The sequence below is a fragment of the Desulforamulus aquiferis genome (genome assembly GCF_030577015.1).
Classification (GTDB): domain Bacteria; phylum Bacillota; class Desulfotomaculia; order Desulfotomaculales; family Desulfotomaculaceae; genus Desulfotomaculum; species Desulfotomaculum aquiferis.
Genome location: NZ_JARPTC010000029.1, coordinates 1 through 26,924 on the forward strand (window position 1 = coordinate 1; position 26,924 = coordinate 26,924).

General features: G+C 43.6%; 27 protein-coding genes and 1 rRNA gene. 4 read left to right on the forward strand and 24 right to left on the reverse strand.

The features are described from left to right. The 6 genes from P6N53_RS17120 to P6N53_RS17145 form a co-directional block, all read right to left on the reverse strand. Positions 1 to 625, reverse strand: a 16S ribosomal RNA gene (locus tag P6N53_RS17120); the annotation flags it as partial. Between the two features lie 455 nt (positions 626 to 1,080). Further along, positions 1,081 to 2,610, reverse strand: a complete 1,530-nt coding sequence (gene lysS / locus P6N53_RS17125) for a lysine--tRNA ligase (protein WP_304545355.1) — start codon at positions 2,608 to 2,610, stop codon at positions 1,081 to 1,083. A gap of 31 nt (positions 2,611 to 2,641) precedes the next feature. Next, positions 2,642 to 3,118 carry a transcription elongation factor GreA gene (greA, locus tag P6N53_RS17130; RefSeq protein WP_304545357.1) on the reverse strand — a complete coding sequence of 159 codons (477 nt, stop codon included), beginning with the start codon at positions 3,116 to 3,118 and terminating at the stop codon, positions 2,642 to 2,644. A gap of 191 nt (positions 3,119 to 3,309) precedes the next feature. Then, positions 3,310 to 4,383 carry a shikimate dehydrogenase gene (locus tag P6N53_RS17135; RefSeq protein WP_304545359.1) on the reverse strand — a complete coding sequence of 358 codons (1,074 nt, stop codon included), beginning with the start codon at positions 4,381 to 4,383 and terminating at the stop codon, positions 3,310 to 3,312. Between the two features lie 98 nt (positions 4,384 to 4,481). Next, positions 4,482 to 5,441 carry a tRNA dihydrouridine synthase DusB gene (gene dusB, locus P6N53_RS17140; protein ID WP_304545360.1) on the reverse strand — a complete coding sequence of 320 codons (960 nt, stop codon included), beginning with the start codon at positions 5,439 to 5,441 and terminating at the stop codon, positions 4,482 to 4,484. Beyond that, the gene (locus tag P6N53_RS17145; RefSeq protein ID WP_304545362.1) at positions 5,432 to 6,235 is read right to left on the reverse strand and encodes a type III pantothenate kinase; all 804 of its coding nucleotides are present in this window, start codon (positions 6,233 to 6,235) and stop codon (positions 5,432 to 5,434) included. Before P6N53_RS17145 ends, dusB begins: the two co-directional genes overlap by 10 nt. Positions 6,236 to 6,377: 142 nt before the next feature. Here P6N53_RS17145 and P6N53_RS17150 point away from each other — a divergent pair, with 142 nt between their 5' ends. Next, positions 6,378 to 7,034: a ferredoxin-like domain-containing protein gene (locus P6N53_RS17150; protein WP_304545364.1), complete on the forward strand. Its 657-nt coding sequence runs from the start codon at positions 6,378 to 6,380 to the stop codon at positions 7,032 to 7,034. A gap of 51 nt (positions 7,035 to 7,085) precedes the next feature. On the opposite strand, the gene P6N53_RS17155 is transcribed toward P6N53_RS17150, so the two are convergent. The 10 genes from P6N53_RS17155 to P6N53_RS17200 all read right to left on the reverse strand — a co-directional run bounded on the left by P6N53_RS17155 (position 7,086) and on the right by P6N53_RS17200 (position 15,952). Further along, the gene (locus P6N53_RS17155; protein WP_304545365.1) at positions 7,086 to 7,673 is read right to left on the reverse strand and encodes a biotin transporter BioY; all 588 of its coding nucleotides are present in this window, start codon (positions 7,671 to 7,673) and stop codon (positions 7,086 to 7,088) included. Positions 7,674 to 7,749: 76 nt separating this feature from the next. Then, the gene (locus tag P6N53_RS17160) at positions 7,750 to 8,733 is read right to left on the reverse strand and encodes a biotin--[acetyl-CoA-carboxylase] ligase (protein WP_304545367.1); all 984 of its coding nucleotides are present in this window, start codon (positions 8,731 to 8,733) and stop codon (positions 7,750 to 7,752) included. Positions 8,734 to 8,915: 182 nt separating this feature from the next. Further along, positions 8,916 to 9,299 carry a hypothetical protein gene (locus tag P6N53_RS17165; protein ID WP_304545369.1) on the reverse strand — a complete coding sequence of 128 codons (384 nt, stop codon included), beginning with the start codon at positions 9,297 to 9,299 and terminating at the stop codon, positions 8,916 to 8,918. A 140-nt stretch (positions 9,300 to 9,439) separates the two neighbouring features. Beyond that, entirely contained in the window at positions 9,440 to 10,300 is an 861-nt protein-coding gene (gene nadC, locus P6N53_RS17170) for a carboxylating nicotinate-nucleotide diphosphorylase (protein WP_304545371.1), read from the reverse strand. Between the two features lie 12 nt (positions 10,301 to 10,312). Continuing rightward, entirely contained in the window at positions 10,313 to 11,896 is a 1,584-nt protein-coding gene (gene nadB, locus P6N53_RS17175) for an L-aspartate oxidase (protein ID WP_304545373.1), read from the reverse strand. Positions 11,897 to 11,955: 59 nt separating this feature from the next. Beyond that, positions 11,956 to 12,879, reverse strand: coding sequence for a quinolinate synthase NadA (gene nadA, locus P6N53_RS17180; protein ID WP_304545375.1), 924 nt, complete (start codon positions 12,877 to 12,879; stop codon positions 11,956 to 11,958). Positions 12,880 to 12,991: 112 nt separating this feature from the next. After that, on the reverse strand, positions 12,992 to 13,375 hold the full coding sequence (gene panD / locus P6N53_RS17185; protein ID WP_304545377.1) for an aspartate 1-decarboxylase: 384 nt from the start codon (positions 13,373 to 13,375) through the stop codon (positions 12,992 to 12,994). A gap of 4 nt (positions 13,376 to 13,379) precedes the next feature. After that, the gene (gene panC / locus P6N53_RS17190) at positions 13,380 to 14,225 is read right to left on the reverse strand and encodes a pantoate--beta-alanine ligase (protein ID WP_304545379.1); all 846 of its coding nucleotides are present in this window, start codon (positions 14,223 to 14,225) and stop codon (positions 13,380 to 13,382) included. Positions 14,226 to 14,235: 10 nt separating this feature from the next. Then, complete coding sequence (gene panB, locus P6N53_RS17195; protein ID WP_304545404.1) at positions 14,236 to 15,033, reverse strand: 3-methyl-2-oxobutanoate hydroxymethyltransferase; 798 nt, start codon at positions 15,031 to 15,033, stop codon at positions 14,236 to 14,238. Next, the gene (locus P6N53_RS17200; protein ID WP_304545381.1) at positions 14,921 to 15,952 is read right to left on the reverse strand and encodes a Rossmann-like and DUF2520 domain-containing protein; all 1,032 of its coding nucleotides are present in this window, start codon (positions 15,950 to 15,952) and stop codon (positions 14,921 to 14,923) included. Before P6N53_RS17200 ends, panB begins: the two co-directional genes overlap by 113 nt. A 320-nt stretch (positions 15,953 to 16,272) precedes the next feature. On the opposite strand from P6N53_RS17200, the gene P6N53_RS17205 reads away from it, so the two are divergent. Both P6N53_RS17205 and P6N53_RS17210 read left to right on the forward strand, forming a co-directional pair. Continuing rightward, positions 16,273 to 16,785, forward strand: a complete 513-nt coding sequence (locus P6N53_RS17205; protein ID WP_304545383.1) for a DUF1648 domain-containing protein — start codon at positions 16,273 to 16,275, stop codon at positions 16,783 to 16,785. A gap of 29 nt (positions 16,786 to 16,814) precedes the next feature. Continuing rightward, a complete protein-coding gene (locus P6N53_RS17210; RefSeq protein ID WP_304545385.1) occupies positions 16,815 to 18,248 on the forward strand; it encodes a CCA tRNA nucleotidyltransferase in 1,434 nt (477 codons plus the stop codon). On the opposite strand, the gene folK is transcribed toward P6N53_RS17210, so the two are convergent. The 3 genes from folK to folP are packed head-to-tail and all read right to left on the reverse strand — an operon-like array spanning position 18,245 to position 20,290. Beyond that, the gene (folK, locus tag P6N53_RS17215) at positions 18,245 to 18,736 is read right to left on the reverse strand and encodes a 2-amino-4-hydroxy-6-hydroxymethyldihydropteridine diphosphokinase (protein ID WP_304545386.1); all 492 of its coding nucleotides are present in this window, start codon (positions 18,734 to 18,736) and stop codon (positions 18,245 to 18,247) included. The two genes, P6N53_RS17210 and folK, sit on opposite strands and share 4 nt — an antisense overlap. A 4-nt stretch (positions 18,737 to 18,740) precedes the next feature. Next, positions 18,741 to 19,106 (reverse strand): dihydroneopterin aldolase, encoded by a 366-nt coding sequence (gene folB, locus P6N53_RS17220; protein WP_304545388.1) that lies wholly within the window; start codon positions 19,104 to 19,106, stop codon positions 18,741 to 18,743. Next, on the reverse strand, positions 19,106 to 20,290 hold the full coding sequence (gene folP / locus P6N53_RS17225; RefSeq protein WP_304545390.1) for a dihydropteroate synthase: 1,185 nt from the start codon (positions 20,288 to 20,290) through the stop codon (positions 19,106 to 19,108). Before folP ends, folB begins: the two co-directional genes overlap by 1 nt. Before the next feature lie 171 nt (positions 20,291 to 20,461). Here folP and P6N53_RS17230 point away from each other — a divergent pair, with 171 nt between their 5' ends. Then, positions 20,462 to 22,213 (forward strand): HMA2 domain-containing protein, encoded by a 1,752-nt coding sequence (locus P6N53_RS17230; RefSeq protein WP_304545392.1) that lies wholly within the window; start codon positions 20,462 to 20,464, stop codon positions 22,211 to 22,213. On the opposite strand, the gene P6N53_RS17235 is transcribed toward P6N53_RS17230, so the two are convergent. The 5 genes from P6N53_RS17235 to P6N53_RS17255 form a co-directional block, all read right to left on the reverse strand. Then, positions 22,210 to 24,471, reverse strand: coding sequence for an MASE3 domain-containing protein (locus P6N53_RS17235; protein ID WP_304545394.1), 2,262 nt, complete (start codon positions 24,469 to 24,471; stop codon positions 22,210 to 22,212). The genes P6N53_RS17230 and P6N53_RS17235 overlap by 4 nt on opposite strands. 189 nt (positions 24,472 to 24,660) lie before the next feature. Beyond that, entirely contained in the window at positions 24,661 to 25,182 is a 522-nt protein-coding gene (locus tag P6N53_RS17240) for a nitroreductase family protein (protein ID WP_304545397.1), read from the reverse strand. Between the two features lie 84 nt (positions 25,183 to 25,266). Continuing rightward, entirely contained in the window at positions 25,267 to 25,662 is a 396-nt protein-coding gene (locus P6N53_RS17245) for a PaaI family thioesterase (protein WP_304545399.1), read from the reverse strand. Positions 25,663 to 25,867: 205 nt separating this feature from the next. Continuing rightward, the gene (locus P6N53_RS17250; protein ID WP_304545401.1) at positions 25,868 to 26,701 is read right to left on the reverse strand and encodes an FAD/NAD(P)-binding protein; all 834 of its coding nucleotides are present in this window, start codon (positions 26,699 to 26,701) and stop codon (positions 25,868 to 25,870) included. 22 nt (positions 26,702 to 26,723) lie between these two features. Then, positions 26,724 to 26,924, reverse strand: a 201-nt coding sequence (locus P6N53_RS17255) for a 4Fe-4S dicluster domain-containing protein (protein ID WP_304545402.1), incomplete at its 5' end; no start/stop codon positions are given.

Consider the following 26,924-nt stretch of genomic DNA (forward strand, 5'->3'; position numbering starts at 1 on the left):
AGTATCAGAGGCATCACGGGGTTGAGCCCCGAACTTTTACCTCTAACTTAATGAACCACCTACGCGCCCTTTACGCCCAGTAAATCCGGACAACGCTTGCTCCCTACGTATTACCGCGGCTGCTGGCACGTAGTTAGCCGGAGCTTTCTCTTCAGGTACCGTCATTTGTTCGTCCCTGAAAACAGAGGTTTACAACCCGAAGGCCTTCTTCCCTCACGCGGCGTTGCTCCGTCAGGCTTTCGCCCATTGCGGAAGATTCCCCACTGCTGCCTCCCGTAGGAGTCTGGGCCGTGTCTCAGTCCCAGTGTGGCCGTTCGCCCTCTCAGGCCGGCTACCCATCGTCGCCTTGGTGGTCCATTACACCACCAACTAGCTAATGGGACGCGGATCCATCTGATAGTGATTAATCTTTCCTAATTAGAACATGCATTCCAATTAGCGTATCCGGTATTAGCAGCCGTTTCCAGCTGTTATCCCAGGCTATCAGGCAGGTTATCCACGCGTTACTCACCCGTCCGCCACTAAGTTTAAGTATCACTAGGTTTCAACTTAAACTCCGTTCGACTTGCATGTGTTAAGCACGCCGCCAGCGTTCGTCCTGAGCCAGGATCAAACTCTCCATTAAATATCTTGCAATATTTAAAGAGTTGATTAGCTCTTCTTTTACTTGTTTAGGAATTACTTGCTAGCGTTTGTATATAACGCTTGACGAGAATTCATTTGTGGTTGTCATAGTCTCGAGTTACCTCGACTTATGACTAAACCAAGTTGCATTCATCATCTACTGTTTAGTTTTCAAAGACCGTTTTGTTTGCCTGTCCTCTCGGCCAGGAATTACATCTTACCATGTCCCTCGCTCTGTTTCAAGTGCAAGTTTTTGGTAATTTTCATTTTATTTCTTCTGGCTAAAATCGCCCTCGATTTCAAATATTATCACAATGTAAAATCTATGTCAAGTATCATTTAAGATTGTTGAATTGTAATAATATTTGTTGCTTGCCCAGTATAAAACCGCCGGGTCGCAAAAGATATAATATCACTCCCGGCGGCTAATGTCAAAGGAAATTTGAAAATGTTTTATTAATCTCTGGGTCTCATCAGGGGGAAAAGTATTACATCTCTAATGGAAGATGAGTTGGTCAACAGCATAACTAGCCTATCTATGCCAATGCCCAGCCCCCCTGCCGGTGGCATACCATATTCAAGGGCCTGGATATAATCCTCATCATACATTTGGGCCTCATCGTCTCCAGCTTTCCGTTTTTCCACCTGGGCTAAGAAGCGGCCCTTTTGATCTATGGGATCATTAAGCTCAGAAAAGGCATTGGCCATTTCTCTACCGTAGATAAATAGCTCAAAACGATAGGTTAACTCGGGGCGCTCCTTTTGCCGCTTGGCCAGCGGGGAAATATCCACCGGGTAATCTATAACAAATGTTGGCTGAATGAGCTTGTCCTCAACCTTTTCTTCAAATACCAAGTTTAATATATCTCCCCAGGAGCTGCCCTTTTCCACTTCTAAACCTAGACCCTTAGCAGCAGCATAGGCTTCCTTGGCATCTTTTAGCTGGGTAAAATCAAGTCCTGAATGCTCCTTGACGATTTCCAGCATAGGCACCCGCCGCCAGGGTTTACCCAGCATTATTTCGGTCCCCTCATACTCCACTACATTGGTACCCAACACTTCCTCAGCTACCTGGGATATTAAGTCCTCCGTAAGATCCATCATGTCATGATAATCTGCATAGGCCTGATATAGTTCAATCATTGTAAATTCAGGATTGTGCTTTGTAGAAATCCCCTCATTCCGGAAATTCCTGTTGATTTCATAAACTTTATCAAAGCCCCCAACCAAAAGCCTTTTTAAATACAACTCCGGGGCTATCCTCATGAATAAGTTCATGTCCAGGGTATTATGATGGGTTATGAAGGGACGGGCACTGGCTCCACCAGCAATGGGGTGCATCATTGGTGTTTCTACTTCCAAAAAACCCTTTTGGTCAAGGAAGTTCCTTATTCCCCTAACAACTTTACTTCTAATGATAAAGGTTTGTTTAACTTCAGGATTTACTATAAGGTCCACGTAACGTTGGCGATATCTCAAATCCACATCCTTCAGTCCGTGCCATTTCTCAGGCAAAGGCCTCAGTGATTTAGACAGCAATTTATAACTATCAATATGTATCGTGATTTCACCTTTACGTGTTTTAAATACCTTACCGCTACAGCCAATGATATCCCCAATATCTAACTTGTCAAAACGACCATATTCCTCTGTGCCGAGTTCATCAAGCCTAGCATAAATCTGAATATTGCCCACACTGTCCTGAACGTTAGCAAAACTGGCCTTACCCATAATGCGCTTGGCCATAATTCTTCCCGCCAGTATAACATTTTGTCCTTCCATGGCTTCAAAATCATCAACAATATCAGAGGTAAAGTGAGTACGCTCAAATTTCTCGCCATAGGGCTCAACCCCCTGGGAAAATAGCTCGTTAAGCTTTTCCCTGCGGACCTTCATAAGTTCATTTAAATCCTCTACAGTACTTTGGCCGGCTTCCACCTCAGGCGTAGCCGGCTGTACTAAATTCTGTTTTTTTAAGTCTGTCATTACTTTAAAAACCCCCATGCTTACCCCAAAATTACTTTAGGATATCTAAAATCTCATATTTAAGTACCCCTGCCGGTACTGATACCTCCACGACACTACCCTTTGGTTGGCCTATGATAGCTTTTCCTACTGGTGATTCATTGGAAATCTTATTCTTATCTGGGTCAGCCTCCACTGAACCCACGATAGAATACTCTAATTCATCACCAAATTCCAGGTCTTTAATAACCACCTTAGAGCCAAGGGATACAACTTCGATACCAATATTCTCATCATCAATAATTTTTGCATTGCGGAGCATCTTTTCCAGAGTAAGTATACGACCTTCTATGAAGGCTTGCTCATTTTTGGCATCCTCATATTCAGAGTTTTCGCTAATATCTCCGAATTCAATGGCTTGCTTTATTCTCTCCGCTACTTGACGTCTTTTAACAGTCTTAAGCTGCTCGAGCTCATCTTCCAATTGCTTTAGGCCAGTGACCGTGAGCATTACGTCTTTTTCTTTCATCTAAATTCTCCTTATCTAAGACAATATTTTCTTCATCTAAACATATTTGACAAAGCCCTTAGTACATTTAAAGCACTGCAAAGGGCTGTCGCCCAATTGCAGTGCTTACCTATCTGGTTGATTGTTCCTGTACATTATAAAAACCTGGGTAATATTTGTCAAGGATGCATTTTGCAACACTGTCAGTATTATTATGACACTTTTATTATTACCCTTTGTTTAATTAAATTAATCTCTTCTTCTGAAATTGGTTTTTCAAAACTTCTCAGACCTGCCAGCTTAAACCCATGCTTTTGTCCAAGCTTATGTATTTCATCAACCTGTCTCAGGGTAAGCTCTCGACCTAAGGTATAGCTTTCTAGGCGTCCCTCCAGGGCTAGGATCATGGTCTCTGCCATACAGGCATAGGCGGTTTTGGGCGGAAAACCAAAATTAAAGTTGAATTTTACATCCCCCGGAACCTCCACAATGCTACCCTCAATAACCAGCACATCATTTCTTTCCTCTACAACTCTTCTGGAGACATCCCTGGGCCTGGCCACATCGCAAACCACTGCCCCTGGCTTTAGATCCTCAGGTTCAATAATTGTGTCTAATGCGCTGGTAACCGTTATAACTAAATCTGACTTTCTTAAGGCCTTCTTCACATTAGAAGTAACTTCTGCAGCCAAGCCCGTTTCGTACATTATCCTATCTGCCAGCAGATTAAGTTTAGCCTCATTTCTGCCCACAAGGATCAGATTTTTGACATCCCTTGACAATGATAAAGCACAAACTGAACCTATAGAGCCTGTTGCGCCAATAACTGCTACCTGAATTGTCTTGAGATTATGTCCCATTAAAGACGCAGCCCTTTTAGCACTCTCCAAGGCAGTGGCAACAGTATAGCTATTCCCAGTGGTTACAGGTATATTTAAATTTTTTGCCACTGTAATTCCCGCATCTCCAACAATCTTAGTAAAGGCCCCTAGTCCCACCACCTGGGCTCCCATTTTTTCTGCCATCCGACCCGTTTGAATAATTTTATTTAGTACAAAGGGCTTTGGCAAAGAAATTATCTGCCTTGCAGTAAGCATACAAGACAAGAAGAATCCCTCTGTTTGGGCTACGTCTGAACCAATACCCGTTATGGAAGATATCTTAATTGGGGGGAGAAACCTTAACGTCTGTTCTATCAGTGGGCTCGGCATGTACCTGGTAAAGCTAAACTTTCTTGCTACGTCACCACAATCCAGGGGATGTATAATAAAGGCGAATTTATTCAATTTCCTTCCCCCATTCCCGTTGTATTACTTTACCATCATATGCCTCGGGGGAATTAATAATTATTAATTAATGGAAGAAGGCTTGAAAAATTTTCTCCTTATCCTTTAAGGCTATTAAGTATGTCTTCTATTTCCTTTTTACTGCAGCATTTATTTATAGATTCTCTGATCCGTGCAGCACCGCGTATTCCCTTTGTGTACCAGGCAGCATGCTTTCGCATCTCAAAAACGGCAATCTGTTCTCCTTTAGATTCTACCATTAGCTCCAGGTGCCTAATGGCAGTATTAATTCTCTCTTCAGGAGTTGGGGGCGGCAATTCTGTACCATGATTTAAATAATGAATTATCTCCCTAAACAGCCAGGGATTACCCATGGCCGCCCGCCCCACCATAACACCATCGCACCCTGTTTCCTCTAGCATTTTTAAGGCATCCCGGGGGGCCCAAATATCTCCGTTACCAATTACAGGCACCGAGACAGCTTCCTTTACCTGTTTGATAATGTTCCAATCGGCTTTACCGCTATAAAACTGATTTCTGGTTCTCCCGTGAACTGCGACAGCAGCGGCCCCGGCTTCTACCACAGTCTTGGCAAAGCTAACAGCATTAACTGAATCCTCATCCCAACCCTTGCGCATCTTTACGGTTACCGGGACTTCCCTAACCGAGTCTACCACGGACTCCACAATTTTCGCTGCCAGGTCAGGGTTTTTCATTAGGGCACTTCCTTCACCGTTTTTGACAATCTTGGGGGTGGGACAGCCCATGTTAATATCTACTATATTAGCGCCCCGCTCCACAACTATTGCCGCAGCCTTACCCATGGTCTCGGGATCCGAGCCAAAAATCTGCACACTAAGGGGTGATTGCTCATCTCGAAAGTCAAGCATTCGTAAGGTTTTAGGGTTGGCAAAGATTAACGCTAAATCACTAACCATCTCGGTAACAACTAAACCACAACCATTCTCCCTGGCCAAGATGCGAAAAGCCCGATCGGTCACACCAGCCATAGGTGCTGAGATTACCTGGTTTGCCAATTTAACTGAGCCTATCTGCATGTATGTGCTCCCCCGGTGGAAGTCTGTATTTGGTTTCGCTCAAAGATAATCCTTAAACCAACCAAGGTTAAAAAGGGGTTAATCTTATCAATCACTGCAGTCTGTTGGGCTATAACTTCGGCTAGACCACCTGTAGCAATAACCTGAGCATCGGCAGCGCCCATTTCCTGTTTCATTCTCTTTACCAGAAACTCTACCTGACCAGCAAAGCCAAAAACTATACCTGACTGCATAGCTGTAATTGTATTTTTACCAATGACCGATAATGGCCTGGTGAGTTCTACCCGGGGAAGCTTGGCCGCCCTTGCAAAAAGTGCTTCTGTGGAAATACCTATGCCAGGTGCTATGGCTCCACCCATATACTCACCCTTGCCGGTTACACAGCAAAAGGTAGTGGCAGTACCAAAATCTACAATGACCAGAGGACCTCCATACAGGGTATAGGCAGCAACTGCGTTTACAATTCTATCTGCCCCTACTTCCCTCGGGTTTTCAGTTTTTATTGAAATTCCAGTTTTAATACCTGGTCCTATTATCATTGGCTGCAGGTTGAAATATTTTTTAGCCATGGACTCCAATAACACATTCACAGGGGGTACAACTGAGGCTATAACAACTGCCTCAACGGATTTCATGCTTATTCCGCTAAGACTGAAAAGTTCCTTAAGTAACACTCCATATTCATCTGCGGTTCGATTGCGGTCCGTAGAGATGCGCCAGTTAGCCACTAATGTCTTCTCATCAAATACACCCAGCACAATATTAGTATTACCTATATCAATTACAAGAATCATCTGCTTACCGCCTTTCACCTTGTTCACAAGCAATTCTACCAAACTTTATTACAAAAGTACAACATATGAAAAGCAGCAAAGGTAAGCACTAATTTTTGTAGAATTATTTTATGGTTAAGAATTATGCAAAGGGGGCTTTTCGATGAATGATACTCCAAGGGGAGCGATTCTTCAAAGGGATAATGAAACCTACGCCATCGTTCCTAAAACCACTGCAGGATTACTTTCCTCAGAGCTACTGCGCAAATTGGCAGATATAGTAGATAAATATCAAATACCTGTGGTAAAACTAACAACCTCCCAGCGGGTCGCTTTAGTGGGTATAAAGGGCGAAGATGTGGAAAAAATCTGGGCAGATTTGGGTATGGACCCAGCTCCGGCAACAGGTTTATGTGTGAGAAGTGTTCAGGCCTGTCCAGGAACAAGTTTCTGCAAATTTGGCAAGCAGGACTCCCTTAGTCTGGCAGTTCAGCTTGACAGACTTTTTAGCGGCATGTCTCTGCCTAATAAGTTTAAAATGGGCATTTCCGGCTGTCCCCTTAATTGTTGTGAGTCTTGGATGAGAGACTTTGGTGCTTTCGGAAAACCAAACGGCTTTTCGGTGGTCATAGGTGGCAACTCCAGTTCCATACCTCATATAGGGAAACTACTAGCAGAAGACCTCACTGGTGAGGAAGTGGTAGCCATAGCCACTAAACTGATTAACTATTATCGTGAGAATGGCAAAAACGGAGAGAGAATGTGGAAGTTTGTTGAAAGAATGGGGCTAGAAGAGATAAAAAAAGCAATTCTTGCTTAGACAGAAAGAGCCATGGGCTAAAAATAGCCTGGCTCTTTTTTGGATCCCCATTTAAAGACTTGGTCCTTTGCCGGCAGGTGAGTAATCAGGCAGCCGTCTATGAATAGCCATGGCTAAGAGGGCCACCACCACCGCCTTAACTATATCCCAGAGAAAAAAGGGAAGAAAGCCAATCTGCAAAACTTTACCTACCGTTGTTGCACTGCCCAGATAAAAATTCAATATTCCGAACAGGTAAGGAAGCCCCACCAGGTATAATACCCCCATCCCAACCAAGGATGCCAAAATATAGTGATGTTTTCTGATTTCTTGACATTTCCCCATTATTGCACCCGCAACATAGGCTGCAGCTGCCTGCCCTAGGAGAAACCCAAAGGTTGGCTTCAGTATATAAGCCGGTCCCCCGAAGGGTTCAGTTGCAAATACTGGTAACCCGATTAACCCAAGGATTATATAAACTATAACACTTAGTGCCCCTGCCCTTGCCCCAAGTAATAGCCCTGCTAAAATTGCAATCAGGGGCTGCATGCTAAAGGGAACTGCAGCATAAACGAAGGGAATCCTTGTTATAACCGTTACTACGACCATTATTCCAGCCATTAGACCGGCTAAAGCAATTTCTCTACTAGAAAATTTCAAAAAATATTCCTCCTTTGTTAACCCTTTTATTGTTTTTGGTTGACGTTTTATGTAATTTTTAGTGGGCCTTAGCCCACTAACCACTCATTCTTAAGGAAACATCTCCGGAGTAAAAGGTTTGTCTGGTTCCATCTGCAAACCCTATAACCAATGCCCCGTATTCATCTATATCAACCATCTCACCAGCCCATGTTTTTTGTAAACCACTTACAGTTACCGTATGTCCGATCCATAGGGCCAAATCCTTCCACATTTTCTTTATGGGGTCAAAACCCTCTTGCTGCCATTTAATATATAAATAATCCATTTCTTCCAGTAGTGTCTTTAGGAGTTCCGCCCTACTAACGATGTAACCCACCTGTGCCCTTAGGGAAGTGGCTGTTTGTTCTAGCATCCCCAGATCCTCTATGCTCTGGTTTACATTAATACCAATACCTAAGACAATAAATCTAACCTTATCAGCCTCAGCTGCCATTTCCGCTAATATGCCGCAAACCTTGCGCCCTTGGATGTAAATATCGTTAGGCCATTTCACCCTTGCAGGTACACCAAATGCCCTTTCTAGGGTCTTAGCCACCGCTACCGAAGCCATCATGGTTATTTGGGTAACCTCCATGGGACTTACCTCGGGTTTTAATATTACAGAAAAGTAGAGCCCTGAGCGACCTGGACTTTGCCAGGCTCTGCCCAATCTCCCCTTTCCGGCACTTTGCTCTTCGGCTAAAACCACCGTGCCATCCTTCACACCCTCCTTGGCTAATTCCTTAGCTAGATCATTGGTAGAGGATGTGAGTTTGACGTAATGGGAGTTTAATCCTATGGCTTGGGACTGCAGTCCGGATAACCATTCAGCTGCCCTAACAGTATCGGGAGATGAGAGTAATCTATAACCTGATCTAGGCTTTGCTTCAATTTCATAACCATCTTGCCGCAAGGATTCTACATTTTTCCAAATGGCAGTCCGAGAAACACCCAGTTGCTGGCAAATAAATTCCCCAGAAACATAATCCGGCCGCTCTGTTCTGAGTAACTCTAAAATCTTATATTTAGGATCATCCATTTTTCATCACCTTTTGGCATTTTATTACTTTATACGCAATTTGTCAACTTGTTTTTTTTTGTGGTTAACGTTTTTTGTCTATACTTATTTTCCATCAAAAAAGCACCCTTACCGGTGCTTACAAATTGTCGAGAAACTACCTATATTCGGGTTTTACAACAAAAAAGCACCCTTACTGGTGCTTATGATAGCCATGGACGGTTATAAAACTCTGATTTTGAAACACGAAATCGTAAGTCTGCACTGCGCCAGGGTCGCTCACAATAGTGCGTGGCTTGACCACCGTGGGCATGTACCGCAGTTTTAACCTTTGCCTTTGGATTCTTGTTTGCCATTTTATCATTCCCCTTGTTGGCTTGACCAAGGGAGCCACCTATGGTGCTTCTCTTTTCTTTATCTTGCTTTATACTTAGGGCAGCTTTTAAATTGGGACATGCTCGATAGTCCAGTGTGCAGCAATATTTACTAAACCAGTTTTCAGATACTACCAGGGAATTTTTTGCATATCCATTATTTATAAGGGCATTACAGCCGTATTTACCATTTGCATGAGAACATTTGATCATTTTTTTATTCCCCCCACTTATTACCTTAAACCTTCTGTATTAATCATACGATTAAACTGGTCATAAAGTAATAGTGCCAATGGCAGGTTCTGTAGGGACAAAAGTCCTACCAAAAAAACAAAACCCCCTAGGGGGGTAATTTATTGTGTTTTTGCTGCTTTGATCTCTCCGATATCCAGGCTAATATCAAGGGATTTTATTGAATGGGTCAGGGCACCCACAGATATCAGATCCACTCCGGCTTTAGCCACCGGGATTATGGTTTCCTCATTTATCCCTCCCGATGCCTCAACTAAGGCACGGCCATCCACGAGTTTTACCGCTTCTTTCATGGTGGCCGGGTCCATATTGTCCAACATTATAACATCCGCACGGGCATCCAGGGCTTCACTTACCCCGGCTAAGGTTTCAACTTCTACCTCAATCTTTACCGTGTGGGGTACATTCTGGCGTGCTGCCATAATGGCCTTAGTAATTCCACCTGCGACCTTTATATGGTTATCCTTGATTAGTACAGCATCATATAGGCCGTAGCGGTGATTAAAGCCGCCACCTACCCTGACTGCATACTTTTCCAACATACGCAAGCCAGGGGTAGTTTTCCTGGTGTCTACCACCCTAACGGGATAAAGTTTTACTTTTTCCACCAAAGCGGCGGTTCTCGTTGCTATGCCGCTCATTCTTTGTAAAAAATTCAAGGCCAGCCGTTCACCTGATAGGATAGCTCGGGCATCACCTTCCACCTCGGCAATTGTTGCCCCCGGCTCCAACCATGCCCCATCCACTACCTTACTAGCAAACCTAATTTCCTCGGAAAGCCGGCGAAAAACAGCCTCCGCCACTGCTACTCCTGCAACCACACCAGGTTCCTTGACATAAATAATTCCTTTGGTAGATGAGCCAGCAGGAACCGTACTGGTGGTGGTTATGTCACCGGTGCCGATATCTTCAATGAGGGATATATCTATCAACTTTTTAAGCTGAATCATATTTAGTTCCATGGAACCCTCCGTTTAATGCCTAAGAATGACATGCTTACGCCAACGCTCAGAAGTTTCGGGATAGTCCAGTCTAAAGTGTCCTCCCCTACTCTCTGTTCTCATCATGGCTGCTTCGGTTATCAGTTCCCCAACCTCAAGCATATTATGAACCTCCATCTGGAAAGTTTCTTTAGCCTCGTGGTTCTTTAAAAAGGCCCATCTCTCAAAGAATGCCAGGGCTTCGGCCAATCTAAGGGCAGTCCTGAGTGGTCCAACCTTTTCCCCCATAATATGCTGCAATTTCCTGCGTAGGAACTCATAGTCAATATTTGGTGTTGGCTGTAATGACTCACAATGAAAATGTGGTTTATCCCTTTGGGTATTCTCTAACACATAGGCAGCCCGCTGAACGATTCTTCCTCCAAATACAAGGCCATCAAGTAGAGAATTACTGGCTAGTCTATTTGCCCCGTGGACTGCCAGACAACTGGCCTCGCCACATGAGAAAAGCCTGGAGATACTGGTTTCCCCCCACAAATCCGTTTTAACCCCACCCATCATATAATGGGCCGCAGGGGCAACCGGGATCAATTCCTTGGTTATGTCCAGGCCGTATTTTGAGCAAGTGGTAGTAATAGTTGGAAATCTCTCTCTGATTTTATCTGGGGCTATATGAGTTACGTCAAGAAAAACCGAATCAGCACCGGTTTTTGCCATTTCACTTAAAATTGCCCTTGAAACAATATCCCTTGGAGCCAACTCTGCCATGCCATGATACTGGGGCATAAATCTTTCCCCCCTGGCATTGCGCAGCAGTGCACCTTCTCCCCTGACAGCTTCAGAAATAAGAAACCTAGGTGCTCCAGGTAACACAAGGGAAGTTGGATGGAACTGGATAAACTCCATATCCATAACCTCAGCCCCGGCACGGTAGGCCAAGGCTATGCCATCAGCTGTAGCTACTTCGGGGTTTGTGGTGTAATTATATAATCGTCCAGACCCACCGGTAGCCAACACAACAATACGACCCCTAAAAATTTTTAATTTGCCGGTAACCTGATCCATGCCGAGGGCTCCGTAACAGGTATTGTTTTTGACCAGCAGATCAATTACATACATATTTTCTACCACATCTACATTGGGAATAGCCACAACCTTTTGACTTAAGGTACGAAGTATTTCAGCCCCGGTGGCATCTCCCTGGGCATGCAGTATTCTGTCTTGACTGTGACAGCCTTCTCGGGTAAAGCAAAGCTGGTTACCTGTACGATCGAAGGAGGCACCCATGTCGATGAGTTCTTTTACTCTTTCAGGACCTTCCGTGACAAGAGTTCTCACTGCATCATGATCGCAAAGCCCGGCACCTGCAATTAAGGTATCTTGCAAATGAAGCTCTGGCGAGTCATGTTGTCCTAAAGCAGCAGCAATGCCACCCTGGGCACGGTCAGTATTACTTTCAGCAATGCTTCTTTTAGTCACAAGGGTAACACGGGCACCCGCCTGGGCTGCTGCCCAGGCGGTAAACAGTCCTGCAATGCCTCCACCGATAATTAAATACTCAGCCTCTTCCTGAGGTAATTCAGCCGAATCAAAATTTACCAGGTATTTGCTAGACAAAAACCTCTCCCCTTTCGGGCACAACCAGTTACCATATATAACCAGGTTAAATTTACATATTATTTAACTTCCAACATCCGTTCTAAACAAATTAAAGCCTTTTCTCTAATTTGCGAGGGTACGGTAATCTGGGGCTGCATGGTTTCCAGAGCCTTTTTTACCTTATCAAGGGTAGTAGCCTTCATATTTGGACAAACCAGACGTTTAGTTGCCAAGAAAAATTCTTTTCCGGGACACTGTTTATACATCTGGTGTAATATCCCTGACTCTGTTCCCACTATAAACTGTTTGGCTTCACTATCTTTGGCAAACTTAATAAGTCCTGTTGTACTTGAAACATAGTCTGCCATAGCAGTTACTTCCGGGCGGCATTCCGGATGAATCAATACTAGAGCATCTGGATGTTCTTCCTTGGCCTTGGTTACTTCTTCAGTAGTTACCCAATCATGGGTATTGCACCAGCCCTCCCAGAGGGTCATAGGCCGGTTTGTTTTAGTGGCCACAAACATCCCAAGATTTTTATCGGGAATAAAAATGATTTCCTTATCTTCGGGGATCGAATGAACAATCTTAACTGCATTGGCTGATGTGCAGCAAATATCACTTTCCGCCTTAACCTCGGCAGAGGTGTTGACATAGGCCACTACAACAGCACCGGGCATTTCCTCTTTCTTGGCTCGCAATGCCTCTGCAGTAACCATATCAGCCATAGGACAACCCGCATTTTCTTCGGGCAGTAATACTGTTTTTTGCGGGGATAGAATAGCTGCACTTTCGGCCATGAAGTGAACACCACAGAAAACTATAACATCAGCATCGGTCTCAGCAGCTCGCCTTGAAAGCTCCAATGAGTCACCAATAATGTCGGCAACCTCCTGAACCTCGGGTCTTTGGTAAACGTGGGCCAATATGATGGCGTTTCTTTCTTTCTTTAATCTTTTAATGTCTTCAGTTAGGCTAATAATTTTTTCTTCTATTGACACTAAATCAACTCCTTGTCCAAAGAAAGCCGTTATCACAAATCAAAATTTTCCGATTAGTCAAGCCTTGTAGCAATTCTATCCAGTGGGCGAAGGATTGTCAATATATTCTGTCCTACCCAGTCATTCCTTGAACTTCATTGGCAATGATCTTTGTGATTTTATTTTGTTCGTCTACCATAACTACCTTTGGTTTAAAGCCGGCTGCCTCTTTTTCATCTATCATCGTATAGGCAATAATTATTACCTGGTCTCCGGGCTGAACTAACCTGGCTGCCGCGCCGTTCAAGCAAATGACACCTGTTCCAGGTTCCCCTTCAATTACATAGGTTTCCAACCTGGCACCATTATTATTATTAACCACCTGTACCTTTTCATTAGGTAAGATTCCTGCAGCTTTCATTAGCTCCCGGTCAATGGTAATACTACCCATATAATTTAAATTTGCCTCAGTTACGGTAGCCCTGTGAATTTTAGATTTAAACATAAAAAGCAACAACTTATTAGACCTCCAACACCTTGTTGTCAATCAAACGGGTATTGCCGAACTTTACCGCCAGTGCGAGTAACGCGCGGTCTTCTAAAACTTTTAAATCCTTAAGATCCGGGATTGACCGGATTTCCACATAATCTATCCGGGCCAATGGTTCCGATTCTATTTCAGATAATACTAGTTCCCTAATTTTCTCAATATCCCTTACGCCATTAGCCACCTGTTCCTGTGCCTTAGCTAAACTTCGTGATAGCACTTTGGCAGCCTCCCTTTCAGACTTAGATAAATATACATTGCGGGAACTAAGGGCCAGTCCGTCTAATTCTCTAGCTATGGGGACATCTATAATCTTAACGTTGATATTTAAGTCCCTTACCAGTCCCTTGATCACCAAGACCTGCTGGTAATCCTTTTGACCAAAGAAAGCCATATCCGGCTGCACTATATTAAAAAGTTTAGTAACCACCGTTGCAACACCCCGGAAATGGCCCGGTCTGGCAGCTCCGCATAACACGTCAGTTATCTCTTCTACGTCTACGCTGGTTCTAAATCCCCGTGGATACATTTCCTCCACCTCGGGAGCAAATATTATGTCAACACCAGCTTCTTCCGCTAACTCAGAATCCCTTTGCAAATCCCGGGGATAGGAACCGAAATCCTCCTTGGGCCCAAATTGGGTGGGGTTTACAAAAATACTCATAACAACAACATCACAACATTGCCGGGCCTCCCTGACCAAAGTTAAGTGACCCTCGTGCAAATACCCCATAGTGGGAACCAATCCCACCGTTTTATTCTCAATCCGAAGTGATTTTATCAAAGCGCCTATCTCGTTAATAGTTTTACATAATCTCATTGACAATCACCTAATATATCTTTTTCATTTCTTCCTCAGCCATGTTAAAGGAATTTTCCGGGCCGGGGAATTTTTTGTTTTTAACTTCATCCTTATAAGCTGAGCATGCCTGTACAATTTGTTCCTTTAATCTGACATATTGCTTGACGAATTTTGGAGTAAATTCGGAATACATTCCTAAAATATCATTTATCACCAAAACCTGCCCATCACAGCCTACCCCTGCTCCAATACCAATTGTCGGTACCGAAACCTCCGCAGTTATTACCTTGGCCAACTGCTGTGGAATGCATTCCAGTACAATGGCAAATACTCCCGCCTCTTCAATTTTCTTGGCATCTTCGATTAAGCGGCGGGCCCCATCTCCGTCTTTTCCCTGTACCCTAAAGCCTCCCAACTGGTGGACAGATTGCGGGGTTAGTCCCAAATGCCCCATAACAGGTATACCGGCAGCAGTTATGGCCCTAATTGTTTCCGCTACTTCACTTCCACCTTCCAGTTTTACAGCCTGGGCCATTCCCTCCTGGAGCAGCCTCCCAGCGTTACGTACACTTTCTTCCCGGGAGATATGATAAGATAAAAAGGGCATATCTCCAACAACCATGGCCCTCTTTGCTCCTCTGCTAACTGCCTTCAGGTGATGAATTATATCCTCCATAGTTACCGGTACCGTTGAGTCATACCCTAGAACTACGTTACCTAAGGAGTCCCCCACCAGAATGGCGTCTATACCTGAAGCGTCTACCAACATAGCCGTCGGATAGTCGTAAGCGGTTAGCATGGCTATTGGGTTGCCTTCCTGCTTCATACGCCGGAAGTCGGCAGTAGTTACCCTTTTGTTCATAGTTATTAACCTCCATAAATATGTTACTCAGTGCAGTCCCTTCATTTTGCGTTATACTTCCGTTCTCTACGGCTACACCTACTGTATATAAGCCCAAGCTGCGATAGGCCTCCTGAACCCTCCAATCCATTTGATTCAAAGCTTTGAGATGACCTAGCAAAGTGCTTCCATCTCCTCGGGCGACCGGACCGGTAAGTGCAGCTGCAGAACCTGATTTAGCAATATTGTTTAGTGTACCCTGGATTAATGGAAACAACGCTTCTAATGATTGTTCTTCACTCAAACCTAAATTTTTATAAATGGTAGTGCTTAAGTTGATTAAAGACACTAAATAATTCGAAGCCACCACAGCAGCAGCATGATAAAGGGGCTTATCTTCTGGCTGAATAATGAAATACTTACCCTGTAAATCATTAACCAGTTCCAGGGCCAATGGCAAAGCTTCCCTATCGCCCTCAATTGCAAAGCAAGAGCCGGGCAAATTTACCTTGGCACTATCAGCATCCGAAAAGGTCTGTAGAGGATGAATAGAAATGGCCCAGGAACCCTCTTGCCTTACGGATTGCATTATATCGCTCGGCAAGGCACCGCTGGTGTGTATAAAGACCTGCCCAGGACGGCAAACTCCCTTTCTGGCAATGATGCCCGCCACACCACTAATCTCTCTGTCGGTAGTTGTAATAAAGACCAACTGAGCCTCGGCTGCAGCCTCGGCCGGGTGATTATAAAGTTTTGCATTAAGCTGTTCTGCCAGGAAACTGGCATGGGCTGTGGTCCTGCTATAAACTCCAAGGGCAGTATAGCCCCGCTCCACTAAAAGTTTACCCAAGGCACAACCTACTTTTCCTGCGCCAATAATTGCAAAGGAAGGTTTGGGAATCATAATGTTCCTCCCTAAATAGTTCAATTTAATTAACCCTAAAAAAGCATAAAAACCCCCGACCAAATCGAAAGGTTTTTTCAAATATACACCTCCCGTCTCGGTCCAATTTTGGTTCCAAGCGGAAATATATGTTTTTTAAATTCGTACATATAGGTGCAGTTCTCGAAAGATACTACCCGAAAACAATAATACCATTGTTTTCATTAGCTAACAACCATTTATACCCTTTGTTTGAATTTTCATAATGTCTTTCTAAAGACAGAGGTAAATAATTGGTGCTATAATGAGAACAATCTTAATAACATTGAAAGGTTTTGATTATGCAAAGGATCAATTTAACTCACAGATTAGCAATTCCCGCTGTATTAGTGCTGGTTACCCTTTACATGGCCGTAACCAATTATCCAACCATGCCGGAACAAATCCCCACTCATTTTAATACTGCTGGTATACCTGACACCTGGGGCGCTAAATCCTTTTCCGGTGTATTTAGCTTGCCCTTTTTGCAAATTACTTTGTATGGAATTCTATCCGGGCTAACATTAGTATTTACCAGGCGTAAGGATATCAGGGATATAATAAATATTCCTAATCGGGACAAGTTAAGTACTGAACAATTAGAAAAGGTTCGTGCAATTATCGTTGATGGAATGACAGTTCTCAACCTACAGGCCTCGACCATGCTCTTTTATATCCAGCTGGGTATGGTTCAAGTTGTTCGGGGTAACTGGTCTGGCATTGGTCCCTTTGTCTGGCTGTTTACTGTTATTATTGTAGCTACCTGTGCCTGGATGCTGTACAGAATATATATCATTAGGAAAGCTGTGGCATAACACATCTCACTTTAGTGGTGGTGGATATCATGTGGGAAATCTTGAAACAAATTTCAAGTCTTGCCTCTTCCCTTGATTGTTCCCTTTACCTGGTGGGTGGTACAATTCGGGATAAACTGTTGGGATATGATCCCCGGGATATCGACCTGGTTGTTTCAGGTTCATGCCTGCCCCTGGCTGAATTACTGGCTAAAGAACTTCAGGGCACTGTTGTTGTAATGGATCAAGAAAGGGAAACTGTAAGGGTCGTTGTTAAACCCCATTATCAAATAGATCTTTCTCCCTTGAAAGGTAATTGCATAGAAAGAGACCTCTTGGCAAGGGATTTTACAATCAATGCCCTTGCTATTAAGCTAAGTGATTACAACAATGAATGGATAAGCAAACTAATTGATCCACTAGGAGGCTTACAGGATATTAAATTAGGGTTACTGAGAGCGGTCAGTAACTCTTCTCTATTAGATGACCCCCTTAGGGTTTTACGTGGAGTTCGCCTGGCTGCCCGCTACAATCTGTCCATACTTCCCCCTACCAGTGTATTAATTAAACAGGGGGCTAGAAGGATCCATGAATCAGCTGGTGAACGAATATGGCAAGAGTTAGCGTCCCTACTGTCACTACACCACAGCTACACCTGGGTAGATTATATGGACCGGGAGTTGGAGCTATGGCATTACTTGCTGCCAGGAAGGCTCCGCATGGAGGAGACACGCCAGAACTACTATCATGTGGAAAATGTTTGGCGTCACTCCCTTCGCACCATGGCCTGCCTAGAATCTATTATCAAGGAATTGCCTATCATCCTATCTAATGGTCAATTTCTCTTGGAGAAACTACAAGCTGAGCTAGCCGGCAGAAAAAGTCGTATGTCTGTCTTAAAGCTAGCTACCCTGCTTCACGACGTGGGAAAACCTGATACAGCCTCTACCAATGAAAATGGCACTATTTCCTTTCACGGACATCCAGAGGCAGGGCTTCCCTATGCTGAAATCCTTGCCAAGCAACTTAAAATGTCCTGGTTAGAAAAACAATACCTATTGGACTTAGTTCGGTTTCACATGAAACCCCTGCACTTGTATACCTCCAGGGATAAATCAGACCTGGCAGTTTACCGTTTGTTTCGGGACCTGCAGCCAACCCCCTTTGATGTACTAATCCTTTCCCTTGCCGACTTAACCGCCACCTATACTGCAGGAGAAAGGCTTAGCGAATCCTCAGCCTATACCAGCTTTTGCTTAAAGCTAATTGAAGAGTACAGCAGCAGACAAAACTTTTATAACCCTCCCAGCTTCCTAAAGGGAGACGATTTACTCGCCCTTGGGGTACCTAGAGGTCCAATGATCGGAGAGTATCTGGAAATGTTGAATGAAGCACAAATAACCGGAGAAGTACAGGACACACATTCAGCAAAAAAATGGATCAGCAACAAGTTAACAAAAAGGTGCCTGTCACCCGAATGTTAACTTGTTGGTTTTTGAATCTTTTTTAGTTCTTGGGTGGCTACTTTTTTTAATAGAGTATTAATATTTTGACCGTCTGGCAGTATCATGTCGGGGCACAGGTCGGCTAGGGGGGCCAGTACGAAGGCCCGCTGGGTCATGCGAGGGTGTGGGATTTGGAGGTTTGGTAGGTTTATCTGTTCCTGACCGTATAGCAGAATATCTAGGTCTATGGTCCTTGGTCCCCAGTGCTGTTCTCTGGTCCTGCCAAGGGCTGTCTCAATATTTGATAATTGCTCCAGGAGTTCTTGGGGGGTTAAAGACGTTTCAATTTCCGCAACCGTATTTAAAAACCAATCTTGATTTTCATTACCCCAGGGGGCCGTCTCATATATGGGTGCAACCCTTAATATTGTTATTCTATTATTTTCGGACATTTTTTTGAGGGCGGCGGCAATATGCTGTTGACGGTTACCAATGTTACTGCCTAAGCTTAGATAGGTTATCTCCATTGCATTATATCCTCTTCCGATTAATCTCCACAGCCATATATTCAAAATTTCCGGGAATAGGTGCTCCGGGCTTTTTAACAACCACTTTCAATCCCTCTACCAATGGCAAGGAAGCTAAAACCACCTTGCTAATTTCTTCAGCCAGGGCCTCCAACAGGTTGAGGGATTTGCCGGTCATTACACCTTTAACTAATTCAAATACTTCAGCATAGCTTACTGATTGTTCAATATTATCTGAGCAACCGGCCGGGGCCAGATCCAGGTAGAGCACTAGATCTACCTGGAATTTTTGGCCTAGCCTACGCTCCTCTTCGAAAACCCCGTGAAAGCCAAAAAATTCCATCCCCGCCAGGATTATTTTATCTGTCATTATATTATCCCCCTGATAATGGCATCGCTCATCCTGGCCACCCTGGTCATTTCTTTAACATCATGAACCCGAACAATATCTGCCCCGGAAGCAATACCCAGGGCAACAGTGGCGCCGGTTCCCTCTACCCTCTGGTCAGCAGGCAAATTCAAGGTTTTAGCGATTACAGATTTTCGGGATGTCCCTAACAGGATGGGACAGCCTAATAGGGTTAACTCCCTTAGTCTTCGTAGTACCTCAAGGTTTTGTTCATAGGTCTTGGCAAAACCAATTCCCGGATCAACAATAATATTCCCCTGTGGCACACCAGCCTCCCAGGCCATATCAATACTTTTCTTTAGAAAAGACATCATATCATCCATAACATCCCGGTATTTTGTATCTTGTCCGTTATGCATCATTATTAGCGGCACTTTATAATCAGCCACCACTGAGGCAAGGTTCGGGTCAGCCCGTAGAGCCCATTGATCATTAATAATGTTTGCCCCTGATTCCAAGGCTTCTTTTGCTACCCTAGCTCGCCAGGTGTCAATGCTTATGGGAATCTTTACATTTGCTGCAAGTTTCTCCAGCACGGGTATAACTCTTCTTAACTCTTCTTCTTCGCTAACCTCCTGGTGTCCAGGCCTTGTGGACACACCCCCCAGATCGATTATATCTGCCCCGTCCTCGGCCATTTGACAAGCCTTTTCCATGGCCAATTCCGGTACCATATACTTTCCCCCATCGGAAAAAGAATCTGGGGTAACGTTTAAGATGCCCATAATCAGGGTTTTCCGGCCCAGTTCCAATTCTTTACCCCGGCAGTTCAGCAGCCTAACTCCATAACCTTCCAGTGCTGCTAGGGCCTCATTAATCTTAGCTGCCAACTTTGATAATCCAAAGGGCTGTATTTTTAGTTTATCTGTGAAGGTTCGGTATTGTTTGGTTGTTCCCATTAATAAAACATCTGACTTCTCAACAGATTGATTTACTACTCCCCTGGCAACAGCGGCTTCCCCACCCCTGGCCAGCATTTCCTGCTTAACTATGTTGGCCTGTTTAGGATTTAGCCCGGATATTTTAAATACCCGATGAACTGCTTTTGGAGTCATCAAACTACAACCTCCCGGATCACTGCCTATAAGCTCAATTTCTTTTCGTGCATGATCAAGGTTAGGAATAAATCTAACACCGATTTCCAAGTTTCAAACTCCCCTTACCTATTTCTCTCTTTTACCTAGTCTCGCCTAATTTTATAAAAATTTAACTTAGGAATGCAACCCCACTGTTGGTCAGTTTGGAATAAAGTTCAATATTTTTTTAGTTCAAACAGAGGCAACCTATATAGGCAATCACAAATGGGAGTGAATATAATGCATGTTCTTCCAGGTAGAATTAGACTAAGATTTTACGAAATAAAACATAGCAATCTTTCAGAACAACTTGAAGATGCCTTAATGCAATCCAAGGATATCTCTAAGGTTCAGATTAACACGAAAACCGGGAGCTGCTTGGTGACTTTTAATCCTAATATTCCCGTGGATTTCATGGTTGCTTCCATACAAAAAACAATAAAGAATGTACTTGCTCACCCCCAGACTTATAAAAAAAGAAAGAAAGGGCTTAATAAAACTCGAGATAATAGTCTTAAGCAAGTAGTAACAGGGGGTGCCGTTTTAACCCTTTTTTATAACCTGCCAGGCCTGGGCTTACCAATAACTTCCGCGGCTCTGATAACCACGGGCTATCCGATTTTTAAAAGGGGTATTAGTTACTATGGCAAACACAAACGACCAAATTATGATTTGGTGATTAGTATACTTAGTATCTTTACGACAATTACTGGTAAAGGATATTTAGGCCTAATGACCCTATGGTTGAGTACCCTTAGGGAATATATACAAAAACTATCCCTTAAGGCAGCAAGTAATTCCTTTAGCAATATTTTGATTAAAAGGGGAAATCGAATTTCTGTTGTCAAAGGGGGACGACTACACCATTTATTACCGGGTGACGTTGTTCCAGGGGATATAGCTGTTTTCCAGCGGGGGGATTGTGTGCCTATTGAGGGAGAAGTAATTTCGGGTGGGGCTTTGCTAATTCCCGGAGAAAAAGTTGCTCCTGGTCAACTTCTTGATGCAGGTTCAATTTTAGAAAAGGGTTGCCTGACTGTTAAAGTGCACAGGGTGGTAGGGGACACTTCTTTATCTAGACTGGCAGATATTTTAGACGATGCCATACAGCAACCGGAAATCGGCAGTGAATCCGCCCTCGCCTATGCAGAAAGACTTCTACCCATTACCCTCCTTACCACAGCCTTGGTCTTTCTTTTTACCAGAGATTTCGAAAGAACCCTTGCAGTTCTTCTAGCCGGTGCACCTGGCCCCGCGGGTTTGGCCGCGCCGGCAGCCTTTTCTGCCGCCACCAGTGTTGGAGCCGGTTTGGGTATAGCAATAAAAAGTCCTGCGGCACTGGAAGAAATTAGTCATATTGATGTGGTTGTCTTCGATGATGAAACCTTAGTAAACACTAATGACCTCAAGTCTACCATAAAAAAACTGCATGATGAGGGCCTCCAAGTGGAGGATTTTGACCCTGGCAATATTCACCAGTCACCCCCCACAAATCATCAAAATGACATGGAAGCCATTAATTTGGTAGAAAACCTTCGTAATAAAGGCTTAAAGATTGCCTGGGTAAGTGGTCCCAATAGACCAAAGCTTAACAATTCAGCAAACATCAATTTTTTATTTTTGACAGGCAAAGAAATGCATCTTCCCCATGCCCAAATACTTAGTTATAAAAATGATCCCAGGCAGGTCTACAGGACTATTGCCCTTAGCAGAAAAACCCTGCATACCATTAGACGAAATGTTCACTGGGTACAAGGGGTTACACTTACCAGTGAATTTTTAGGCGCCTTAGGTATCTTTGGCTCCCTATCCTCCCTGGCATTGACAACAATAACCACATTAACGGTAGTTTTTAATTCTGCCCACTCCCTTTTTTCAGGCAGTTACAGCAAACACCTAATAGACTCTAATACCATTGAGGGGTTGAAAACTTCCAAGAAAAAATGTCTCTGGCTTTCTCCCCAAGTCAAGTCACACCCACAAAAGGACTAAATTGCCTGGCATAGCTCTTTGTTACCCTTTTCCTGATTCTGATAGGGTAGCAAAATAATGAAAGTCGTTCCTTCTCCTGATTCACTTGTAACTTGAATTCGACCCTGATGTTCTTTTATCATTTGGTAACAAATACTCAGGCCCAATCCAGTGCCCTTATCCTTAGTTGTATAAAAGGGTGTCCCAATTTTTCTAGATGTTTCTTCTGACATTCCTGGACCGTTATCCGATATACTTAGGAAAACTTGTTTTTCCTGATGCTTTATACCGGTACTAATTACCAGTTTGGGTGAAGCAGTGTCTTCCATAGCCTCAATGGCGTTTTTAACTATATTTAGTAACACTTGTTTTATCTGTTGCTCATCAATCATTACCCTAGGTTCATCAGTGGATAGGAGGAAGTTTAGCTCTATACCATCTAAAAATGTCTGACTCTCAATAACCATCTTCATATCTAAAACTAATTTATTCAGTGAGACTTGTTTTAAAACCGGGGTATGGGGCCTGGCAAAGGTTAAAAAATCCGTTACAACTTTGTTGACTTCATTGGCCTCCTGCTCTATTAATGTAACATACTCCTTAAGTTTAGCTTCCCGGGCCAAAGGTTTAATCAATTGACTAAAACCTTTAATTGTAGTCAAAGGATTTCTTATTTCATGAACAATACCCGACGCCATTTGACCTAACATAGCCATTTTTTCTTGTTGCTGAATAAACTGCTGTTGCTGCTTCAATTCAGTTATATTTGAACCAACTAAAATCTCTCCGATATACTCTCCCATTTCATTAAATACCGGGTTTATGTGCACCAGCGCTTGTCTTTTATTATTTTTCATGGTTACAAAGGATGCTTCATAGGCCTTACTGCCATCGGTACAAGTAATATCATTTCTTTCCTTCTGTACTTTAAATAAATTTTTTATATATACCTTATCCCGACCAATTAGCTCTTTGCTACTGGTTTCTACCAAGTCTTCCAGTGCCTGGTTGCAAAGAACCACCTGACCCAGCCTATCGGTAATTGCTATTGCATGATGTACTGATCTTAGAATAGTTTCCGTTTGTAGCCGTAAATTTTTGAACTCTTGTTCTTTGATAGCGTCATCAAACATAAGGATCATCCCACTGCCCTCTAAAAAGATCCTGTTAATTTTTATGGTTATCTTCTTACCATTTGTATTCCTAATGGCCAAAATCCTTTTATCCCTGGGCAGTGGTTCATTACTGCGTTCCCTTACAATATCCGGCAATTGAACAGCCGAAATTTCTTTGGCCACTTGCTTTAGCTCGCTGCCCGTTAGCTCTTCTTCCCCAAGTTCCAGTATTTCGCTTGCCCTTTGATTCATAAATGTTACGCAAAGTTTCTCGTCAAAGGTGATAAGCCCCATAGGAATGGTGTTAAGTGTATCTCTCATATATTGATTGTTGCTTCTTAATTTTCTACTTGTTTGTTCCAGTTTGATATGGGGGTAGATTACTGTACTTGAAAAAATACCCTTAAACAGAAAGTAATAGTAGGCCAGCTTAAGGACATGCCCATACACTAAGGAAAAGGCCACCAAACTAGTATATAGGGTAAAGCATAGCTCTGCCGGTATGGCGATAAGTGCCGCCATAAATACATACCTATAGGTAACCTGTTCCTGGCTGTGAAGATGTTTCCTTATGTTAACCAAACAGGCAACAAATATTAAGATTATCAAATACTCTAGGTAAACTTTAACGGTGGTTACACTCTGTCCCTCAAGGAGTTGAGGCATGCTGCCTGGGTTGTATAGTATTATTAATGATGTACCCATGGCAAAGATAATTGAAATTAATAAACCGGTCCATTTCTTTATTTCCTGAAATATTTTACCGATGCTAATTAGTATAATGACTGCTTCAGTCATCCTACCCATAACCCAATATCTTGCTGAAATTTCATCATATCCCTCGGGAAATAAATTTAAACCTTGATAATGATAAGTATGGAAAATATCAAAAATTGCCACGATGAGAAAGCCAAATCCTAATAAATGGTGGTGTGGAGAGGCTTGCTCATGGGTTAACCAAAAAACCAAAAAGGAAGCTAAGGCTACAAAAATACAAGCAAGCTCCATAATAGTATGTAAAACTTCGGGATTCTTTTCATATAAAGGAACTATCAAAAGGGTAACTATAAAACTGATTCCGAGGATGACTATAGTTTGCAAAAACAAATATGTTACAGTATTCTTCCTTTGTTCGTTGACTAAGCTGTTAGAAAAAATATTCAACAATAAACCGCCTTTCTACCATCCAATTACCATACATATTCTACTAAAAATAATTACCCTCTGTCTTAAGAATTTTGTCATCCCATGTTGAGGAAGCAATATTTACCACATATTTATCATTTTTTCTGGTCAAAAAGGTAAAAAGAATAGACCCCTCGGGGGGGGTCTTAATGATGATAATATTCTCTTCTAGTGAATGACCGTGACTACATCCTCGGGATTGCGTCGTGGAATAGGTTTAGGGTCCTCTGCACTATGTCCTAAGGCAATAATAGCCACCGGCCTTAAATCTCCCCCGGCCTTTATTATCTGGGATACTTTGTCTTCATCAAAGGCAGCTACCCAACAGCTTCCCAAGCCATAACCTGTTGCTGCTAACAGCATATTTTCTATGGCAGCGCCAATATCCTGATACTGATATGTTTCGCCCCTCTGACCATATACGTCGGCTGACTTACCCTTTTCCAACAGAACCACTATATTTACAGGCGCCTCCGCAATAAACCTCTGTTGGTGACAGGCCGCTGCCAGTGCCTGCCTTTTTTCTGAGTTATATACCACCACCATCTTCCATGGCTGTAGGTTGCCTGCGCTGGGCGCTCTTAGAGCAGCTTCCACTAGTCTACCAACAGTGGCTTCGGGGATTTCCTCAGATGTAAAGGAACGGACACTACGTCTTTGTTCTATTGCCTCAATAACATCCTTAGTCACACTAAATTCCTCCTTAAAATGACTTTTATAAAGTCTTTCCCAAGGATTGAAAATAATGTGCACTAATTAACAAATATTTTTAGGCTATTTCACCGCAAACCATAGTCCTGTGGACCGTGCTAAAACATCATCATCCCTTGTTATATTACACTCTGTTGAAATCATGGTGTTTCCTTGATGGACTACCTTACCTATGGCTATGATTCTTTCTCCCGGTTTACCCGGTGCTATAAAGTTGGTATTTAAGTTAACTGTAACTCCAACTCTACCCAGGGTTCTTATAGCGGTACCCATGGCCACATCTGCCAAGGTCGATAATACTCCTCCATGCAGTGTGCCCATTGGGTTTAAATGGTTTGGCCCAATGGTAATTTCAATACGAGATTCTCCCTGCTTCAATTCAGTTACTTCAATATTTAGCATTTTAGCAAAGGGATTTTCTTGAGCCAGTTCCTTAATTAGCATTATCTCTTGATCCATTAAACTAATTCTCCTTTAGTTTGCATTAGTCCAATTCTAGCCAATCATTAATTATTATACTCATATTACTAGTAATTTCCTAGTTTCTCTATTCGCCAACAAAACTTGCTGGTTGCAAAGCTATAAAATTTATACTACTTAACAGTAAAATATAAACAGGGGTCGGTAAATTACCGACCCCTGAATCCGTTAAATACCTATTATTTTAATATTCGTTAGGCAGCTTATCCAGCTGTTCCTTGGTGAATACCGGGCCGTCCTTGCAGACATATTTGCTGCCTACGTTGCAGCGGCCGCACATTCCTATGCCGCACTTCATTCTGTTCTCCAGACTCATGATAATCCGGTCCGGGGTAAAGCCGCACTCTACCAGCACAGGCAGGGTGAACTTAATCATTACCGGGGGTCCGCAGATGATGGCATAGTCGGTCTTGGGTGCCACTTCCTTGGTCACGGTGGGTATGAAGCCCACTCTTCCGGTCCATCCCTCTACCTCACGGTCAATGGTGGTTACCAGGTTGATGTCTTCCCTGGCATCCCAGGCTGCCAGCTCATCCTTGTACAGCAGCAGCCCTGGATTTCTGGCTCCGTAGATTACGTTTAGATCTCCATAGTCCCCGCGGTTGGCAGGGTCCAGGATGTACTGGATGGTTGAACGCAGGGTGGTAAAGGCAAAGCCGCCTCCGATGATGGTCAGGCTCTTGCCCTTAAGCTGCTCCAAGGGGTAGCTGTTGCCCAGGGGACCACGCACTCCTACGATGGTCCCTTCCTCCAGCATGTGCAGGGCGGTGGATACTACTCCTACCTTGGCCACTGAGAATTTCAGTATGCCCTTCTCGGTGGGGGAGGAGGCTATGCCAAAGGGCGCCTCTCCCTTGCCGTATACCATTAGCTCCGCAAATTGTCCCGGCTCGTATTTAAAGCTTTCTGCATCCTGCTCATTTAAATACTCCAGGGTGAAGGTGTGTATTAGTTTGTCTGATGTCTCGGTGAAGTTCTTCACCAGTTTCATCGGCAGCGGTAGATAAGGGTTTCTCATCTCTTTTCCAACCTCGCTTCCGCTAGTCCACTGCCCGGACGTCTGCCAAGGCTTGGCGTATATCCAGGTTTACGGGACAGTTTTTGATGCACCTACCGCAGCCAACGCAGGCGGTGGCGTTGTATCTATCTACAAAGTAGTTGAATTTGTGCATGAGTCTTTGTCTCCAACGGGCTTTCCCTCCGGTTCTCGGGTTGTGCCCGGAGCCGTGCAGGGTAAATAG

Bases quoted from the DNA above. Each gene is read 5' to 3' on its own strand.
- lysS (WP_304545355.1), bottom strand. From the start codon at position 2,610: ATGACAGACTTAAAAAAACAGAATTTAGTACAGCCGGCTACGCCTGAG.
- greA (WP_304545357.1), bottom strand. From the start codon at position 3,118: ATGAAAGAAAAAGACGTAATGCTCACGGTCACTGGCCTAAAGCAATTG.
- dusB (WP_304545360.1), bottom strand. From the start codon at position 5,441: ATGCAGATAGGCTCAGTTAAATTGGCAAACCAGGTAATCTCAGCACCT.
- P6N53_RS17145 (WP_304545362.1), bottom strand. From the start codon at position 6,235: ATGATTCTTGTAATTGATATAGGTAATACTAATATTGTGCTGGGTGTA.
- P6N53_RS17150 (WP_304545364.1), top strand. From the start codon at position 6,378: ATGAATGATACTCCAAGGGGAGCGATTCTTCAAAGGGATAATGAAACC.
- P6N53_RS17160 (WP_304545367.1), bottom strand. From the start codon at position 8,733: ATGGATGATCCTAAATATAAGATTTTAGAGTTACTCAGAACAGAGCGG.
- P6N53_RS17165 (WP_304545369.1), bottom strand. From the start codon at position 9,299: ATGATCAAATGTTCTCATGCAAATGGTAAATACGGCTGTAATGCCCTT.
- nadC (WP_304545371.1), bottom strand. From the start codon at position 10,300: ATGGAACTAAATATGATTCAGCTTAAAAAGTTGATAGATATATCCCTC.
- panC (WP_304545379.1), bottom strand. From the start codon at position 14,225: ATGAGATTATGTAAAACTATTAACGAGATAGGCGCTTTGATAAAATCA.
- panB (WP_304545404.1), bottom strand. From the start codon at position 15,033: ATGAAGCAGGAAGGCAACCCAATAGCCATGCTAACCGCTTACGACTAT.
- P6N53_RS17200 (WP_304545381.1), bottom strand. From the start codon at position 15,952: ATGATTCCCAAACCTTCCTTTGCAATTATTGGCGCAGGAAAAGTAGGT.
- P6N53_RS17205 (WP_304545383.1), top strand. From the start codon at position 16,273: ATGCAAAGGATCAATTTAACTCACAGATTAGCAATTCCCGCTGTATTA.
- P6N53_RS17210 (WP_304545385.1), top strand. From the start codon at position 16,815: ATGTGGGAAATCTTGAAACAAATTTCAAGTCTTGCCTCTTCCCTTGAT.
- folK (WP_304545386.1), bottom strand. From the start codon at position 18,736: ATGGAGATAACCTATCTAAGCTTAGGCAGTAACATTGGTAACCGTCAA.
- folB (WP_304545388.1), bottom strand. From the start codon at position 19,106: ATGACAGATAAAATAATCCTGGCGGGGATGGAATTTTTTGGCTTTCAC.
- P6N53_RS17230 (WP_304545392.1), top strand. From the start codon at position 20,462: ATGCATGTTCTTCCAGGTAGAATTAGACTAAGATTTTACGAAATAAAA.
- P6N53_RS17245 (WP_304545399.1), bottom strand. From the start codon at position 25,662: ATGGATCAAGAGATAATGCTAATTAAGGAACTGGCTCAAGAAAATCCC.
- P6N53_RS17250 (WP_304545401.1), bottom strand. From the start codon at position 26,701: ATGAGAAACCCTTATCTACCGCTGCCGATGAAACTGGTGAAGAACTTC.